This is a genomic window from Streptomyces sp. AC627_RSS907, assembly GCF_019049165.1.
This window is the reverse complement of the sequence record NZ_JAGMUE010000016.1, coordinates 34958-51446: the sequence shown is the minus strand read 5'-3', so window position 1 is coordinate 51446 and position 16489 is coordinate 34958. Positions and strand designations below refer to the sequence as shown.

The window sequence follows — 16489 nt, the reverse complement described above, 5'->3', positions numbered from 1 at the left end:
ACGTCCGGTGTACCGCTCTCCCCGCAGACTAGAGGCCATGTGTTCGATCGGGCCATTCCTGGGATCCCGCCGGGACGGAACCTACGACAGAACCTGTGAACGGATCCCGCGACCTCCCCTACAAAGGGCCCCCGCTCCCCCATTACGATCAGCGGACTCACCGCCCCCCGCTTTCTTTCCTTCCCAAGAAGGGCACACCCCATGGGTTCCGCCAAGAAGAGCAGCAACACGGCGCGACAGGCACGCATAGCCGAGATGCGGCGCGCCGAGGAGGCCCGCGAGCGCCGGAACCGGATCCTCACGATCGCGGTCAGTGCCGTGGTCGTCGCCGGTCTCGTCGCCGGCGGGGTCGTTCTAGTGCGGTCGCAGTCCGGCGACTCCGACGACGCCGCGGCGTCCGACGACAAGAGCACCGGCAAGTTCGTCGCCGGGGAGGACGGGGTGCGGACCTGGGAGGGGAACCTGTCCCGCAACCACGTCACCAAGAAGGTGACGTACCCCGTCGAGCCCCCGGTCGGCGGCGACCACAACCAGGTCTGGATGAACTGCGACGGCGACGTCTACACCAAGCCGCTCAACAAGGAGAACGCCGTGCACTCGCTGGAGCACGGCGCCGTCTGGGTCACGTACACCAGCAAGGCCCCGAAGGCCGACGTCGGGAAGCTTGCCGCCAAGGTCAAGAAGACGCCGTACTCCCTGATGAGCCCGGTCGAGGGGCAGAAGGACCCGATCATGCTCACCGCCTGGGGCCACCAGCGCACGGTGACCGGCGCCGACGACCCGAACGTGGACACGTTCTTCGAGAAGTTCGTCCAGGGCGAGCAGACCCCCGAGCCCGGTGCCGCCTGCACCAACGGACTGTCCCAGTGAAACCGGGCCGCGCCTGCTGGATCGCCGGGGCCGCCGCGGCGGCGCTCGTCGCGGCCGGTGCGATCACCTACGCGGGCGCCGGGGACGACGGCGCGGAGCGCGTCCCGGCGGCCGACTCGGCGGACGCCGGTTTCGCGCGGGACATGGCGGTGCACCACCAGCAGGCCGTGGAGATGTCGTACATCGTGCGCGACCGCACCGGGGACGAGGAGGTGCGGCGGCTCGCGTACGACATCGCGCAGACGCAGGCCAACCAGCGCGGCATGATGATCGGCTGGCTCGATCTGTGGGGGCTGCCCAAGGTGTCGTCCGACCCGCCGATGACCTGGATGGGCATGGGCGACATGCCCTCCGCGGGGGAGGGCTCGCTGATGCCGGGGATGGCCACCGACGCCGAGATGGAGAAGCTCGGCACCCTGAACGGGAGGCAGGCGGAGGTCTTCTACCTGCAGCTGATGACGGAGCACCACAAGGGCGGCGTCCACATGGCCGAGGGGTGCGCCGAGACGTGCACGGTCGGCGTGGAGAAGCGGCTGGCCCGGGGGATGGTGGAGTCGCAGGAGTCGGAGATCCGGCTGATGGCGGACCTCCTGGCCGAGCGGGGCGCGAAGCCGCGGGCCTGAGCCCGGCACCGGCGCACCACCCCATCGCGTCGTTCTGACGATTACACTGGGCGCGTGCCTCAACTACGACTCGCCCTGAACCAGATCGACTCCACCGTCGGTGACATCGCCGGGAACGCGGAGTCGGTCGTCCGCTGGTCCCGGCACTCGGCCGAGCAGGGAGCGCACCTGGTGGCGTTCCCGGAGATGATGCTGACCGGGTATCCCGTCGAGGACCTGGCCCTGAGATCGTCCTTCGTGGAGGCCTCCCGCGCCGCCCTGCGCTCCCTCGCCGCGCGGCTCGCGGACGAGGGACTCGGCGGACTGCCGGTGGTCGTGGGCTACCTCGACCGCTCGGCGACCGCCCGGCCGAAGTACGGCCAGCCCGCCGGCGCCCCGCAGAACGCGGCGGCGGTGCTGTACGGCGGCGAGGTGGTGCTGACCTTCGCCAAGCACCACCTGCCGAACTACGGCGTCTTCGACGAGTTCCGCTACTTCCTGCCCGGCGACACCATGCCGGTGGTGCGGGTGCGCGGCGTCGACGTGGCCCTGGCCATCTGCGAGGACCTGTGGCAGGACGGCGGCCGGGTGCCGGCCGCGCGCTCGGCGGGGGCCGGACTGCTGCTCTCCGTCAACGCCTCGCCCTACGAGCGCGACAAGGACGACACCCGGCTGGAGCTGGTGCGCAAGCGGGCCCAGGAGGCCGGGTGCACCACGGCGTACCTCGCGATGACCGGCGGGCAGGACGAACTCGTCTTCGACGGCGACTCGATCGTGGTCGACCGGGACGGCGAGGTCGTGGCACGGGCCCCGCAGTTCTCCGAGCGCTGCATGGTGCTGGACCTCGACCTGCCGGCCGCGGACGCCGACGCCCCGGCCGGCGTGGTCGACGACGGGCTGCGCATCGACCGGGTGGTGCTGTCCGAGGAGCCGGTGCCCGCCTGCACCCCCGCACGCTCCGGCGGACACGCCGAGCGGCTGGACGACGACGAGGAGGTCTACTCGGCACTGGTCGTCGGGCTGCGCGCCTACGTCACCAAGAACGGCTTCCGCTCGGTGCTGATCGGGCTGTCCGGCGGCATCGACTCCTCCCTCGTCGCGGCGATCGCCTGCGACGCGCTGGGCGCGGAGAACGTGTACGGGGTGTCGATGCCGTCCAGGTACTCCTCCGGCCACTCCAAGGACGACGCGGCGGAGATGGCGCGCCGGACCGGGCTCAACTACCGCACCGTGGCGATCGAGCCGATGTTCGACGCGTACATGGGCTCGCTGGGCCTGACCGGGCTCGCCGAGGAGAACCTCCAGTCACGCCTGCGGGGCACCCTGCTGATGGCGATCTCCAACCAGGAGGGCCACATCGTCCTGGCGCCGGGGAACAAGTCCGAGCTGGCGGTCGGGTACTCCACGCTGTACGGCGACTCCGTGGGCGCCTACGGGCCCATCAAGGACGTCTACAAGACGTCCGTCTTCCGCCTGGCCGAATGGCGCAACCGCGCCGCCGAGGCCCGCGGCCAGACCCCTCCGATCCCCGAGAACTCGATCACCAAGCCCCCGAGCGCCGAGCTGCGCCCGGGCCAGGTCGACACCGACTCCCTGCCCGACTACCCGGTGCTGGACGCCATCCTGGAGCTGTACGTCGACCGGGACCGGGGCGCGGACGAGATCGTGGCGGCCGGGTACGACCGGGAGCTGGTGACGAAGACGCTGCGGATGGTCGACACCGCGGAGTACAAGCGGCGGCAGTACCCGCCGGGCACGAAGATCTCGGCGAAGGGCTTCGGCAAGGACCGCCGCCTGCCGATCACCAGCCGCTGGCGGGAGACCGGCTGACGCGGCCCCGGGAACCGCGGTGGCGCTGACGCGGCCCCGGGAACCGCGGTGGCGCTGACGCGGCCCCGGGAACCGCGGTGGCGCTGACGCGGCCCCGGGAACCGCGGTGGCGACGGCGGGAGACCGGCCGTGACACGTCCGCGGGCCGGCCCCCGGCGAGGGGCCGGCCCGCGGACGTGGTCACCGCTGCCGCTTCAGCTCCGCCAGCACCTGGTGCAGGGGCTCCGTCTGCCGGCGCCGGTACTCCTGGATCGCCCAGCCGTTGCCGTCCGGGTCCTTGAAGTACATGAAGGTGGCCCCGTCGTCCGGCGCGTACTGCACCGGCTCGGAGACGTCCAGACCGCGCCCCACCAGTTCCGTGTGGGCCGCCTTGATGTCGGCGACGCACAGCTGCAGGCCCTGGTAGGAGCCGGGCGCGGGGCGGCTCTGCCCCTGGGCCATCTCCCAGATGGCGTCGCCGAGGGCGATCGAGCAGCCGGAGCCCGGAGGCGTCAGCTGGACGATCCGCATGCCCGGCATGACTTCCTGGTCGATGTCGACGTGGAAGCCGACCTTGTCCCGGTAGAAGTCCCGGGCGCGGTCGATGTCGGTGACGGGCAGGGGAATGACTTCGAGGGTGAAGTCCATGGCGTGACTCCTTCGACTGCGTCGTCGATCAGGGACAAGTCAGCACAGTGATCAGCCGGGCACGATATCCGTACGGGTCGCGGTGTCAGTAGTGGTAGCGCGCCTGGACGATGATCAGCGCGTCACCGGTCGGCTTGTACACGAGACGGTGGGTGTCGTCGATGCGTCGTGACCAGTAGCCCGACAGGTCGCCCTTCAGGGGCTCCGGCTTGCCGATGCCCTTGAACGGGTCACGAGTGATGTCGGTGATCAGTTTGTTGATCCGCTTGGTCACCTTCCGGTCGCTCTCGGCCCAGTGGACGTAGTCCTCCCAGCCGTGCGACGTGAAAGTGATCTTCACGCGTGCTCCGCGTCCGGATCGATCAGCTCACGCTGCCGGGCGCCGCCGGACTCGGCCTCGGCGATGGAGTCGAGCAGGCGGCGGGCGTTCTTGGGGGAACGCAGGAGGTGCACCGTCTCCGTCCAGGCCGTGAAGTCCTCCTCGGACATCAGGACGGCGTTTCCCTTGCGGGAGGTGATGTGCACCGGGGCGTGGTCCTCGTTGACCTGCTCTATCAGCGGGAAGAGGTTCTGACGGGCTTCGCTGGCGGTGATGGACATACCGATGCCTCCCTTCGCGGCTTGTACAAGATATCGTACGAGTATGGAGTGGTCCACCGGAGGCCGGGATACGCCGCACGGGCCGCTCTCCCCGGCACGCCCGGCGCCTCCTCGCGGCACCCCGGTTACGCTCAAGGCCGGACGACCTTGATCCGACGGGCCGTCCCCACAGGTCCGCGAGGTCCGCCAGGTCCGACAGTCCGAGCAGGAGGCCGAGATGACGTCGCCGGGACGCCGGAGCAGCACCTTCACGCGGCTGCTGCGGCACGGCTTCACCGATCCCTCGGCCGCCGAGCGGCTGCTGGACGGCGCGGAGCTGGCGCCCGTCCGCGCCGACCCGGTCCTGCTGGAGGCGCTGGGCGCCACCGCCGACCCCGACCTCGCGCTGCACGGCCTGGTCCGGCTGCTGGAGGCGCAGCCCGACGCCACCGCCCGCCGGGAGCTGCTGGACACGCTGATAGCGTCCAAGCCCCTGCGCGACCGCCTCCTCGGCGTGCTCGGCGCCTCCGAGGCGCTCGCCGACCACCTCGCCCGGCACGCCGGCGACTGGCAGGCCCTCGTCACCTACGAGCCGCGCGACCTGCACCGCGGGGTGGCGGAGTTCGAGCACGGCCTCGCCGAGGCGACCGACCCCGTCTCCCTGCGCGTCGCCTACCGGCGCTGCCTGCTGTCCATCGCCGCCCGCGACGTGTGCGGCACCATCGACGTCGCCGAGACCGCCGCCGAGCTGGCCGACCTCGCCACCGCCACGCTGCGCGCCGCGCTGGCCCTCGCCGAGGCGGACGCGCCCGAGGACGCCGCCCTGTGCCGGCTGGCGGTGATCGCGATGGGCAAGTGCGGCGGCCACGAGCTGAACTACGTCTCCGACGTCGACGTCATCTTCGTGGGGGAGGCGGTGGACGGGGCCGACGAGGCCAGGGCGCTGCGGGCCGCGACCTCGCTCGCCTCGCACATGATGCGGATCTGCTCCGAGACGACCGTCGAGGGCTCCATCTGGCCCGTCGACGCCAACCTCCGCCCCGAGGGCCGCAACGGCCCGCTGGTGCGCACCCTCAGCAGCCACCTCGCCTACTACCAGCGCTGGGCCAAGACCTGGGAGTTCCAGGCGCTGCTCAAGGCCCGCCCGGTGGCCGGCGACGCCGGTCTCGGCGCCGAGTACGTCGCCGCCCTCCAGCCCCTGGTGTGGCAGGCCGCCGACCGCGAGAACTTCGTCCCCGACGTGCAGAAGATGCGCCGCCGGGTGGTGGAGAACATCCCCGTCGCCGAGGTCGACCGGCAGCTCAAGCTGGGCCCCGGCGGCCTCAGGGACGTCGAGTTCGCCGTGCAGCTGCTCCAGCTGGTGCACGGGCGGTCCGACGCCTCCCTGCGCAGCGGCACGACACTGGACGCGCTGGCCGCGCTGGCCGCGGGCGGGTACGTGGGCCGGGTCGACGCCGCCCAGCTCGACGAGGCGTACCGCTTCCTGCGCTCCATGGAGCACCGCATCCAGCTGCACCGGCTGCGGCGCACCCACCTCGTGCCCGAGGACGAGACCGACCTGCGCCGCCTCGGCCGCTCCCTCGGCCTGCGCACCGACCCGGTCGCCGGGCTGCTGCGCGCGTGGAAGCGGCACGCCTCCGTCGTACGGCGGCTGCACGAGAAGCTGTTCTACCGGCCGCTGCTCGACGCCGTCGCCCAGCTCGCGCCCGGCGAGGCCCGGCTGAGCGCCGAGGCCGCGCGGGAGCGCCTGGTCGCCCTCGGATACGCCGACCCGGCCGCCGCGCTCAGGCACCTGGAGGCGCTGGCGTCCGGCGTGACCCGCAAGGCGGCCATCCAGCGGACCCTGCTGCCCGTGCTGCTCGGCTGGTTCGCCGACTCCGCCGACCCGGACACCGGCCTGCTCAACTTCCGCAAGGTCTCCGACGCGCTCGGCAAGACGCCCTGGTACCTGCGGCTGCTGCGGGACGAGGGCGCGGCGGCCGAGAACCTCGCCCGCGTACTCTCCGCCGGGCGGCTCGCCCCCGACCTGCTGATGCGGGCGCCGGAGGCCGTCGCACTGCTCGGGGACGGCGACGCCGGGGGACTGGCGCCGCGCGGGCGGGCCCAGCTGGAGCAGGAGATACTCGCCGCGGTCCGCCGCGCCGACGGCGCCGTCCAGGCGGTCACGGCCGCGCGCGGCGTACGGCGCAGGGAGCTGTTCCGCACGGCCGCCGCGGACATCGTCGGCTCCTACGGCACCGACGCGCACCCCGTCGAGGCCGACCAGGGCGCCCTGGTGGACCGGGTCGGCGGCGCCGTCTCGGACCTGACGGCGGCGACGCTGGCGGGGACGCTCCGGGCGGTCGTGCGGGACGGCTGGGGCGACACCCTGCCCACCCGGTTCGCGGTCATCGGCATGGGCCGGTTCGGCGGGCACGAGCTGGGCTACGGCTCCGACGCGGACGTGCTGTTCGTGCACGAGCCCCGCGACGGGGTGGACGAGCGGGAGGCGGCCGACGCGGCGAACAAGGTCGTCTCCGAGATGCGGCGCCTGCTCCAGGTGCCCAGCGCCGACCCGCCGCTGATCGTCGACGCCGACCTGCGCCCCGAGGGCAAGTCCGGGCCGCTGGTGCGGACGCTGAAGTCGTACGAGGCCTACTACCGGCGCTGGTCGCTGGTGTGGGAGTCGCACGCCCTGCTGCGGGCCGAGTTCGTGGCCGGCGACGAGGACCTGGGACGGAGGTTCATCGAGCTGGTCGATCCGCTGCGGTACCCGGCGGGCGGACTCGCGGAGGACGCCGTACGGGAGATCCGGCGGCTCAAGGCCCGGATGGAGGCCGAGCGGCTGCCGCGCGGCGCGGACCCCAAGCTGCACGCCAAGCTGGGGCCGGGCGGGCTGTCCGACGTGGAGTGGACCGTGCAGCTGCTCCAGCTGCGGTACGGCCACCGGGAGGCGGGGCTGCGGACCACCCGGACGCGTCGGGCCCTGGCCGCCGCGGCCGACGCCGGGCTCGTCCCGGCGGAGAGCGCCGGGACCCTCGACGAGGCGTGGGTGCTGGCGACACGCGTGCGCAACGCGGTGATGCTGGTGCGCGGCCGGGCCGGCGACACCTTCCCGACCGACCCCCGGGAGCTGGCGGCGGTGGGCCGCTATCTGGGCCACGGCCCCGGTCACGCGGGCGACATGCTGGACGAGTACCGCCGCACGGCCCGCAGGGCCCGGACGGTGGTGGAGGAACTCTTCTACGCCTAGCCCGGCCCCTCAGCCGCGGGCAGTCGTGCCCCCCTCAGCGCCGGGCACGTCTACGCCCGCCCGGGCACCCACGCCCCCCGCCGGCCACCGCCCCCCGGCACCGACCGCGGCAGCGCGTGCGGCAGCGACCCGTACCACACCGCCGCCACCCCGTACCCGAACCCCAGGCACAGCACGCCCCCCACCGCGTCCAGCCAGAAGTGGTTGGCGGTGGCGACGATCACCACCAGCGTGAGCGCCGGGTACACCAGCCCCAGCACCCGCACCCACGGCACCGACGCCAGGGCGAAGATCGTCACCCCGCACCACACCGACCACCCGATGTGCATCGACGGCATCGCCGCGTACTGGTTGGACATGTTCTTCAGGTCCCCGGACGCCATCGACCCCCACGTCTCATGGACCATCACCGTGTCGACGAAACGCCCGCCGTTCATCAGACGGGGCGGCGCGAGCGGATACAGGTAGTAGCCGACCAGGGCGACGCTCGTCGTCGCGAAGAGGACGAGCCGGGTCGCCGCGTAGCGCCCGGGGTGGCCGCGGTACAACCACACCAGTACACCCAGCGTCATCACGAAGTGCAGCGTGGCGTAGTAGTAGTTCATGCCGACGATCAGCCAAGTCACCGAGTTCACGGCATGGTTGAGCCACTCCTCGACCGCGATGCCGAGTTGCTGCTCGGTCCGCCAGATCCAGTCGGCGTTGCGCAGCGCCTGCGCCCGCTGCTCCGGCACGGCATTGCGGATGAGCGAGTACGTCCAGTAACTGAGCGCGATCAGCAGGATCTCGAACCACAGGCGGGGCCGGCGGGGCGTGCGCAGCCGCCGCACGAGACCCTGCCCCTTCTCCTCCGTGACGGGGCGCGGAACGGCTGCTCGCAGGCGTTCCGGAGTCCTCACGGTCACGTCACCCATGGGCATGGAGTCTGCCAGAAAAGCCTTCTGCCACCGATCATCCCCCTGCCGGGTGCGGCCCGCACCCGCTGCCCCGACGGTTCAGGGCCGGTTCCGCTCGCCGGGCGCCGACGCCGTCGAGCCGCGGACCACCAGCTCCGGCATGAACACGAACTCGCTGTGCGGCGCGGGCGTCCCGCCGATCTCCTCCAGCAGGGTGCGCACCGCCGCCTGTCCCATCGCGGGGACCGGCTTGCGGACGGTCGTCAGCGGGGGGTCGGTGAAGGCGATCAGCGGCGAGTCGTCGAAGCCGACGACCGAGATGTCCTTGGGCACGTCCAGGCCTTGCTGCCGGGCGGCCCGTATCGCGCCCAGCGCCATCATGTCGCTGGCGCACACCACCGCCGTGCAGTCCCGCTCGATGAGCGCGGTGGCCGCCGCCTGGCCGCCCTCCAGGGTGTAGAGGGAGTGCTGGACGAGCTCCTTCTCCACGGTCTCCGGACTCAGGCCCAGTTGGTCCTGGACGGTGCGGACGAAGCCCTCGATCTTGCGCTGCACGGGCACGAACCGCTTCGGGCCGAGGGCCAGCCCGATGCGGGCGTGGCCGAGCGAGACGAGGTGCGTGACCGCGAGGCTCATCGCGGCCCGGTCGTCGGGCGAGATGAACGGTGCCTGGACCTTCGAGGAGAAGCCGTCGACGAGGACGAACGGCACGCCCTGGGCGCGCAGCCGCTCGTAGCGCTGCATGTCGGCGGTGGTGTCGGCGTGCAGGCCGGAGACGTAGATGATGCCGGCGACCCCACGGTCGACCAGCATCTCCGTCAGCTCGTCCTCCGTGGAGCCGCCCGGGGTCTGGGTGGCGAGCACCGGCGTGTAGCCCTGGCGGGTCAGCGCCTGCCCGATGACCTGGGCCAGCGCCGGGAAGATGGGGTTCTCCAGCTCCGGGGTGATCAGGCCCACCAGGCCCTCGCTGCGCTGCCGCAGCCGCACGGGGCGTTCGTAGCCCAGCACGTCCAGGGCGGCGAGGACGGACTGTCGGGTGGTGGCGGCGACGCCCGGCTTCCCGTTGAGGACGCGGCTGACCGTCGCTTCGCTCACCCCCGCCTGGGCGGCGATGTCGGCAAGCCGTGTGGTCACAGGGGTGGACTGTACCTGTCGGATGGCGCCTTGCACACCGATCGGGCGCCGTGGGCGGCCTGTTGGTCGGCTCGGCGCGGGCTGCTGCGTCATCGCGGCTCCCTGGGGAAAGTGGCGGCAAGAGCTTGCAGAGTCTTGCACAACCGGCCGGATACCGCTCGCTCCCCGTAAACAAGCGTCTCACGTCGGTCGCTGGGAGGTCACGCGAGGGTAACTTCGGGACTCTCTTGCACTTTTTTGCTGCAAGGCCTTTCGTCAGTGCTTACATCGCTGTTACGTTCACGTCGCCCGACGGCGGCAATGACGCGGTCGGTGTCGGCAGGAGCGGCGGACGGGCCCGCACCCTGCACCACACGGGCTTTCACCTCAAGGAGAACTCATGCGGCGTGGCATAGCGGCCACCGCGCTGGTGGCGTCCCTCGCCCTCGCGGCGACGGCGTGCGGCGGGGACGGCGACAGCGACAGCGGGTCGGGCGGACCGGTCACCATCACTTACTGGGACACCTCCAACGCGACCAACGAGGCGCCGGCCTACAAGGCCCTGGTCAAGGAGTTCGAGGCCGCCAACAAGGGCATCAAGGTCAACTTCGTCAACGTGCCCTTCGACCAGGCGCAGAACAAGTTCGACACCGCCGCCGGCGCCCAGGGCGCCCCGGACGTGCTCCGCGCCGAGGTCGGCTGGACCCCCGCATTCGCCAAGAAGGGCTTCTTCCTGCCGCTGGACGGCACCGAGGCCCTCTCCGAGCAGGCCAAGTTCCAGCCCAGCCTGATCGAGCAGGCCAAGTACGAGGGCAAGACGTACGGCGTGCCGCTGGTCACCGACACCCTCGCCTTCGTCTACAACAAGGAACTGTTCAAGAAGGCCGGCGTCGAGGCCCCCAAGACCTGGGACGACCTGAAGAAGGCCGCCGCCGCCATCAAGGACAAGACCGGCGTCGACGGCTTCTGGGGCTCGACCGCGGGCTACTACGCCCAGCCGTTCCTGCACGGCGAGGGCACCGACACCGTCGACGTCGACGCCAAGAAGGTCACCGTCAAGTCGGCCGCGGCCGAGAAGGCCTACGGCACCTGGCTGAGCCTGTTCGACGGCAAGGGCCTGCACAAGGCCGACACCACCGCCGACGCCTACGCGCACATCCAGGACGCGTTCGTCAACGGCAAGGTCGCCTCGACGATCCAGGGCCCGTGGGAGATCACCAACTTCTACAAGGGCACCGCGTTCAAGGACAAGAAGAACCTCGGCATCGCCACGGTCCCGGCCGGCTCCACCGGCAAGGCGGGTGCCCCCACCGGCGGCCACAACCTGTCGGTCTACGCCGGTTCGGACAAGGCGCACCAGGAGGCGGCGCTGAAGTTCGTGAAGTTCATGACCTCGGCGAAGTCCCAGGAGACCATCGCCCTGAAGAACTCCACGCTGCCGACCCGCGAGGACGCCTACACCGCCGAGGTCAAGGCCGACCCGGGCATCGCCGGCTACCAGACGGTCCTGCCCGCCGCCCAGCCGCGTCCGGCGCTGCCCGAGTACAGCTCCCTGTGGTCCCCGCTGGACGACGAGCTGCCCCAGATCGCGAGCGGCAAGGAGTCCTTGGACAAGGGCCTGAGCGACGCCGAGACCGCGATCGCCAAGCTGGTGCCGGACTTCGGCAAGTGAGTCCGTGTGGCCGCCGGGTCCCCCGCCCCGGGGGAGGGGACCCGGCGGCCACCGGCCCGCGCGTCGTACCCCCTGCCCCGCCCGACGCTCCAGTTGATCTTCCTGATGCTCCCGAAGGTGTCGAACCATGACAGTCGCCATCGACCGCGCGACCGGCAAGCGCCGCGGTGACCGCACCCCGCGGCCCGGCTTCGGCCGGCGTCTGAAAGACGGATACCAGAAGCACTGGTACGCCTACGCGATGATCGCGCCGGTGGCCGTCGTGCTCGGCGTCCTCGTGCTGTACCCGCTGGGGTACGGCCTCTACCTCACGCTCACCGACGCCAACAGCCTCAACTCCGCGCGCACCATCGGCGTCAACGAGATCGAGGCCACCTACAAGTTCGTCGGCCTGGACAACTACGCCGACATCCTGTGGGGACCGACCGCGTACGACAGGTTCTGGTCGCACTTCATCTGGACGATCGTGTGGACCGCCCTCTGCGTCGGTCTGCACTACTTCATCGGCCTGGGCCTCGCCCTGCTGCTCAACCAGAAGCTGCGCGGGCGCACCTTCTACCGGCTGATCCTGGTCCTGCCGTGGGCCGTGCCCACCTTCGTCACCGTCTTCGGCTGGCGGTTCATGCTCGCCGACAGCGGCATCATCAACTCCGGTCTCGAAGCGCTGCACCTGCCGACACCGCTGTGGCTGGAGGACGTCTTCTGGCAGCGGTTCGCCGCGGTCATGGTCAACACCTGGTGCGGTGTGCCGTTCATGATGGTCTCGCTCCTCGGCGGACTGCAGTCCATCGACGGCAGCCTCTACGAGGCCGCCGAGATGGACGGCGCGAACGCCTGGCAGCGGTTCCGCCACGTCACCCTGCCCGGACTCAGGGCCGTCAGCTCCACCGTCGTCCTGCTCGGCATCATCTGGACCTTCAACCAGTTCGCCGTGATCTTCCTGCTGTTCGGCAACACCGCCCCCGAGGCGCAGATCCTCGTCACCTGGGCGTACCAGCTCGGGTTCGGACAGCAGCCGCGCGACTTCGCGCAGTCCGCGGCCTACGGCATGCTGCTGCTGGCCATCCTGATCGTCTTCACCTCCTTCTACCGCCGCTGGCTGAACCGCAATGAGCAGCAGCTCGCGAACTGAGGCAGGAGCCCCCATGAGTACCACCACCGTGCCCACCGAGGCTCCCGCGGAGCAGACCACCGCGTCCACCACGCCGCCCCGCCGGGTGCGCGGGCGCAGCGAGCGCAGCCGCGCCGCCTCCCTCGCCTCCCACGGCATCCTGACCGTCGCGAGCCTCGTCGCGCTCTTCCCGATCGCCTGGCTGGTCTACCTGTCCCTCGGCCCGGACAAGGACGACTACCTGCACCCCGGGCGCATCTGGTCGAAGATGTCCTTCGACAACTACGCGTTCGTGCTCCAGGACACGAACTTCTTCGAATGGCTGAAGAGTTCGCTGATCGTCTCGCTGGGCACCACGGTCATCGGCGTGATGGTCGCCGCCACCACCGGCTACGCGGTCTCCCGGATGCGCTTCCCGGGCTACAGGAAGCTCATGTGGGTCCTCCTGGTCACCCAGATGTTCCCCATCGCGGTGCTGATCGTGCCGATGTACCAGATCCTGTCCGACCTCCGGCTCATCGACAACTACCTCGGCCTGATCCTCGTCTACTGCTCGACCGCGGTGCCGTACTGCGCCTGGCTGCTCAAGGGCTACTTCGACACCATCCCGTTCGAGATCGACGAGGCGGGCCGCGTCGACGGACTGAGCCCCTTCGGCACCTTCTTCCGGCTGATCCTGCCGCTCGCGAAGCCGGGCCTCGCGGTCGCCGGTTTCTACAGCTTCATCACCGCCTTCGGCGAGGTCGCGTTCGCCTCGACGTTCATGCTGAGCGACACGAAGTACACCTTCGCCGTCGGACTGCAGAGCTTCATCAGCGAGCACGACGCGCAGCGCAACCTGATGGCGGCGACCGCCGTGCTCGTCGCGATACCCGTCTCCGCCTTCTTCTACCTCGTGCAGAAGAACCTGGTGACCGGCCTCACCGCCGGCGGCACGAAGGGCTGACGCCCACCGACCCCCGCGCCTCGCGCGCGGGTGGCGGCCGCGGTGCCCATCCGACCCCGCCGGCACCGCGGCCGCCTCGTCACCCGCCGCCGTACACCCACGGCCGCGACTCCACGGCCGCGACTCCACTACCGCGACTTCACGGCCGCGACTCCATGACCCGAACCTCCTCGTCACGTATCAAGGACGCCATGAGCCAGCAGCACTCCGCCGCACCGGCCCCCACCTCCGCCACTGCCACCGTCGCCGGGCGCCGCGACTGGTGGCGGGACGCGGTGATCTACCAGGTGTATCCGCGCAGCTTCGCCGACAGCAACGGCGACGGCATGGGCGACCTGGAGGGTGTCCGCACCCGCCTGCCGTACCTGCGCGACCTGGGCGTGGACGCCGTGTGGCTCAGCCCCTTCTACGCCTCCCCGCAGGCCGACGCCGGCTACGACGTCGCCGACTACCGGGCCGTCGACCCCATGTTCGGCACTCTGCTGGACGCCGACGCGCTCATCCGAGACGCCCACGGGCTCGGCCTGCGCATCATCGTCGACCTGGTCCCCAACCACTCCTCCGACCAGCACGAGTGGTTCAAGCGCGCCCTCGCCGAGGGCCCCGGCTCCCCGTCGCGGGACCGGTACCACTTCCGCCCCGGCAAGGGCGAGAACGGCGAACTGCCCCCCAACGACTGGGAGTCCATCTTCGGCGGACCCGCCTGGACCCGGGTCACCGAGCCCGACGGCACGCCGGGGGAGTGGTACCTGCACCTGTTCGCGCCCGAGCAGCCCGACTTCAACTGGGAGCACCCGGCCGTCGGCGACGAGTTCCGTTCCATCCTGCGCTTCTGGCTGGACATGGGGGTCGACGGCTTCCGCATCGACGTCGCCCACGGCATGGTGAAGGCCGAGGGCCTGCCCGACCTCGGATCGCACGAGCAGCTCAAGCTGCTGGGCAACGATGTCATGCCGTTCTTCGACCAGGAAGGCGTCCACGACATCTACCGCCAGTGGCGGCTGATCCTCGACGAGTACAGCGGCGAGCGCATCTTCGTCGCCGAGGCGTGGACCCCGACCGTCGAGCGCACCGCGAACTACGTGCGCCCCGACGAACTGCACCAGGCCTTCAACTTCCAGTACCTGGGCACCCACTGGGACGCCGAGGAGCTGCGCACGGTCATCGACCGCACGCTGGACGCCATGCGCCCGGTCGGCGCCCCCGCCACCTGGGTCCTGTCCAACCACGACGTCACCCGCCACGCCACCCGCTTCGCCAACCCGCCCGGCCTCGGCACCCAGATCCGCCTGGCCGGCGACCGCGAGCTGGGCCTGCGCCGCGCCCGCGCGGCCACCCTCCTCATGCTGGCGCTGCCCGGCTCGGCCTACGTCTACCAGGGCGAGGAACTGGGCCTGCCGGACGTCGTCGACCTCCCGGACGAGGTGCGCCAGGACCCGGCGTACTTCCGGGGCGCCGGTCAGGACGGCTTCCGCGACGGCTGCCGGGTGCCGATCCCCTGGACGCGCACGGGCTCGTCGTACGGCTTCGGTGACGGCGGCAGCTGGCTCCCGCAGCCGGCGGGCTGGGGCGAGCTGAGCATCGAGGCGCAGACCGGCGACCCCGGTTCGACCCTGGAGCTGTACCGGAACGCGCTGGCCGTCCGCCGTGAGCAGGCCGACCTGGGTGCCGGTGACGCCGTGGAGTGGCTGCGCGCCCCCGAGGGCGTCCTCGCCTTCCGGCGCGGGGAGTTCGTGTGCGTCGCCAACACCACCGGCGAGTCGGTGACGGTGCCCGCGTACGGGCGGGTCCTGCTCTCCAGCGGCGAGGTGACCGAGGCGAACGGCGAGGCGAAGGTGCCCGCGGACACCACGGTGTGGTGGACGACGGCCTGACGGCCGGTCAGCGCACGGGCCCGTCACTCCCGACCGGAGTGACGGGCCCTTGGTCGTTTCAGGCACCCGAAACATCAAATCCGGTCAATCTATGGGGGTAAATTGACTTTGAAGCGACTGTGAAAGATGTGGAGCGCAGTCAAGGATCAGCCTGCGGCCGAAAGCCGGGCCGGGGCCGACAACGACGCGGGGAGGGACACGGACATGCGGTGGTGCGGTGGGCACGGCCGCGGCGACGCGCCGACGGCGTCGCCCCGCGTGGCGGTGGCGGGCCGCCGGGACGCCGAGTCGTCCTTAACCGCCTTTTCCGTGTCGGAATGACCGACCGCCTTCCGGTTCCCGCCCTTCCGCCCGTCGACCGGGACGGCCTGCTCGTGCGCCGGAAGGGCGAGCCCCCGGCGTCGTGACACGCCCAGGGACAGGGACGCCGTGTGCGGTGCCCGCGCGCCGCGCTCCTTCCCCCGTCCAGTGGTCACCGGAGACCGCTTTCTCGTTGGATCACGTTCCGGCCTGCACCGGAACCGACGTTTTCAGGAATGTGATGAAGAAACGCATGTCGAACGCGGCAGAGCCGCGGCGGAACAGAACCGTGGCGCGCGTGCTCGGCGGCGCGGCCGCGGCCGGCGCCCTGGCCTGGTTCGCGCTGGCGGGCGGGCTCCCCGCCGGAGCCGGCGCGGGGACGGGATCCGAGGCCGCCGTACCCGTGGCCGACGAGGCCCCCGGCTACGCGGTCGAGGACTTCAACTACCCGGGCGCCGACAAGATCCTCGCCGAGAAGAACATCGTGCTCAAGCGCGGCGACGGTCACATCACCTACGTCGACTGCGCCAGCGGCACCGGTTTCCTGGAGGTCATGGCCCGCCGCAACGACAAGGTGTGCTTCAAGGTCGTCGGCGACTCCGGCTGGCTGACCATGGAGATCCCGGCGGTGTACATCATCAAGGGCAACGACTACGCCACCGAGGTCGATCTCACCGTCGACAGCGAGAAGAAGACGTACGAGATCGGGAAGAACACCTGGACCCCGGTGGGCGAGAGCGCGGACGAGCAGGGGCGCGAGCACCTGCTCGTGGAGATCAGGACCAGCAAGTAACAGGGCCTGAGCACAGTCCGCCGCTCCCGACAGAAACGAGTACT

Annotated in this window: 14 protein-coding genes; 9 read left to right on the top strand and 5 right to left on the bottom strand. The window is 71.1% G+C overall.

Going from position 1 to position 16489, the window contains the following annotated elements; genetic code table 11:
* Positions 1–201: 201 nt before the first annotated feature.
* The 3 genes from KUM32_RS05135 to KUM32_RS05125 are packed head-to-tail and all read left to right on the top strand — an operon-like array spanning position 202 to position 3302.
* Positions 202–870: a DUF3105 domain-containing protein gene (locus tag KUM32_RS05135; protein WP_217140585.1), complete on the top strand. Its 669-nt coding sequence runs from the start codon at positions 202–204 to the stop codon at positions 868–870.
* Entirely contained in the window at positions 867–1493 is a 627-nt protein-coding gene (locus KUM32_RS05130) for a DUF305 domain-containing protein (protein ID WP_217140584.1), read from the top strand. Before KUM32_RS05135 ends, KUM32_RS05130 begins: the two co-directional genes overlap by 4 nt.
* A 54-nt stretch (positions 1494–1547) precedes the next feature.
* Positions 1548–3302 carry an NAD+ synthase gene (locus KUM32_RS05125; protein ID WP_217140583.1) on the top strand — a complete coding sequence of 585 codons (1755 nt, stop codon included), beginning with the start codon at positions 1548–1550 and terminating at the stop codon, positions 3300–3302.
* Between the two features lie 180 nt (positions 3303–3482).
* Here the strand turns inward: KUM32_RS05125 and KUM32_RS05120 are convergent, their stop codons facing one another.
* The 3 genes from KUM32_RS05120 to KUM32_RS05110 all read right to left on the bottom strand — a co-directional run bounded on the left by KUM32_RS05120 (position 3483) and on the right by KUM32_RS05110 (position 4529).
* Positions 3483–3929: a VOC family protein gene (locus KUM32_RS05120; RefSeq protein WP_217140582.1), complete on the bottom strand. Its 447-nt coding sequence runs from the start codon at positions 3927–3929 to the stop codon at positions 3483–3485.
* Positions 3930–4014: 85 nt separating this feature from the next.
* Positions 4015–4269, bottom strand: coding sequence for a Txe/YoeB family addiction module toxin (locus KUM32_RS05115; RefSeq protein WP_217140581.1), 255 nt, complete (start codon positions 4267–4269; stop codon positions 4015–4017).
* Complete coding sequence (locus KUM32_RS05110) at positions 4266–4529, bottom strand: type II toxin-antitoxin system Phd/YefM family antitoxin (RefSeq protein ID WP_217140580.1); 264 nt, start codon at positions 4527–4529, stop codon at positions 4266–4268. The genes KUM32_RS05115 and KUM32_RS05110 overlap by 4 nt, the downstream gene beginning before the upstream one ends.
* A 217-nt stretch (positions 4530–4746) precedes the next feature.
* Here KUM32_RS05110 and KUM32_RS05105 point away from each other — a divergent pair, with 217 nt between their 5' ends.
* Positions 4747–7740, top strand: a complete 2994-nt coding sequence (locus tag KUM32_RS05105; protein WP_217140579.1) for a bifunctional [glutamine synthetase] adenylyltransferase/[glutamine synthetase]-adenylyl-L-tyrosine phosphorylase — start codon at positions 4747–4749, stop codon at positions 7738–7740.
* A 50-nt stretch (positions 7741–7790) separates the two neighbouring features.
* On the opposite strand, the gene KUM32_RS05100 is transcribed toward KUM32_RS05105, so the two are convergent.
* Both KUM32_RS05100 and KUM32_RS05095 read right to left on the bottom strand, forming a co-directional pair.
* The gene (locus tag KUM32_RS05100) at positions 7791–8654 is read right to left on the bottom strand and encodes a phosphatase PAP2 family protein (RefSeq protein ID WP_217140578.1); all 864 of its coding nucleotides are present in this window, start codon (positions 8652–8654) and stop codon (positions 7791–7793) included.
* An 81-nt stretch (positions 8655–8735) separates the two neighbouring features.
* Positions 8736–9770, bottom strand: a complete 1035-nt coding sequence (locus KUM32_RS05095) for a LacI family DNA-binding transcriptional regulator (RefSeq protein ID WP_217140577.1) — start codon at positions 9768–9770, stop codon at positions 8736–8738.
* A gap of 379 nt (positions 9771–10149) precedes the next feature.
* Between KUM32_RS05095 and KUM32_RS05090 the strand changes: the two genes are divergently transcribed.
* The 5 genes from KUM32_RS05090 (at position 10150) to KUM32_RS05070 (ending at position 16445) form a co-directional block, all read left to right on the top strand.
* On the top strand, positions 10150–11421 hold the full coding sequence (locus tag KUM32_RS05090; protein WP_217140576.1) for an extracellular solute-binding protein: 1272 nt from the start codon (positions 10150–10152) through the stop codon (positions 11419–11421).
* A gap of 127 nt (positions 11422–11548) precedes the next feature.
* Positions 11549–12553 (top strand): carbohydrate ABC transporter permease, encoded by a 1005-nt coding sequence (locus tag KUM32_RS05085; protein ID WP_217140575.1) that lies wholly within the window; start codon positions 11549–11551, stop codon positions 12551–12553.
* A 13-nt stretch (positions 12554–12566) separates the two neighbouring features.
* Entirely contained in the window at positions 12567–13478 is a 912-nt protein-coding gene (locus tag KUM32_RS05080; RefSeq protein ID WP_217140574.1) for a sugar ABC transporter permease, read from the top strand.
* A 191-nt stretch (positions 13479–13669) separates the two neighbouring features.
* A complete protein-coding gene (locus KUM32_RS05075; protein ID WP_217140573.1) occupies positions 13670–15352 on the top strand; it encodes a glycoside hydrolase family 13 protein in 1683 nt (560 codons plus the stop codon).
* Positions 15353–15905: 553 nt separating this feature from the next.
* Positions 15906–16445, top strand: coding sequence for a hypothetical protein (locus tag KUM32_RS05070; protein ID WP_254405054.1), 540 nt, complete (start codon positions 15906–15908; stop codon positions 16443–16445).
* The last annotated feature ends 44 nt before the right edge of the window (positions 16446–16489 follow it).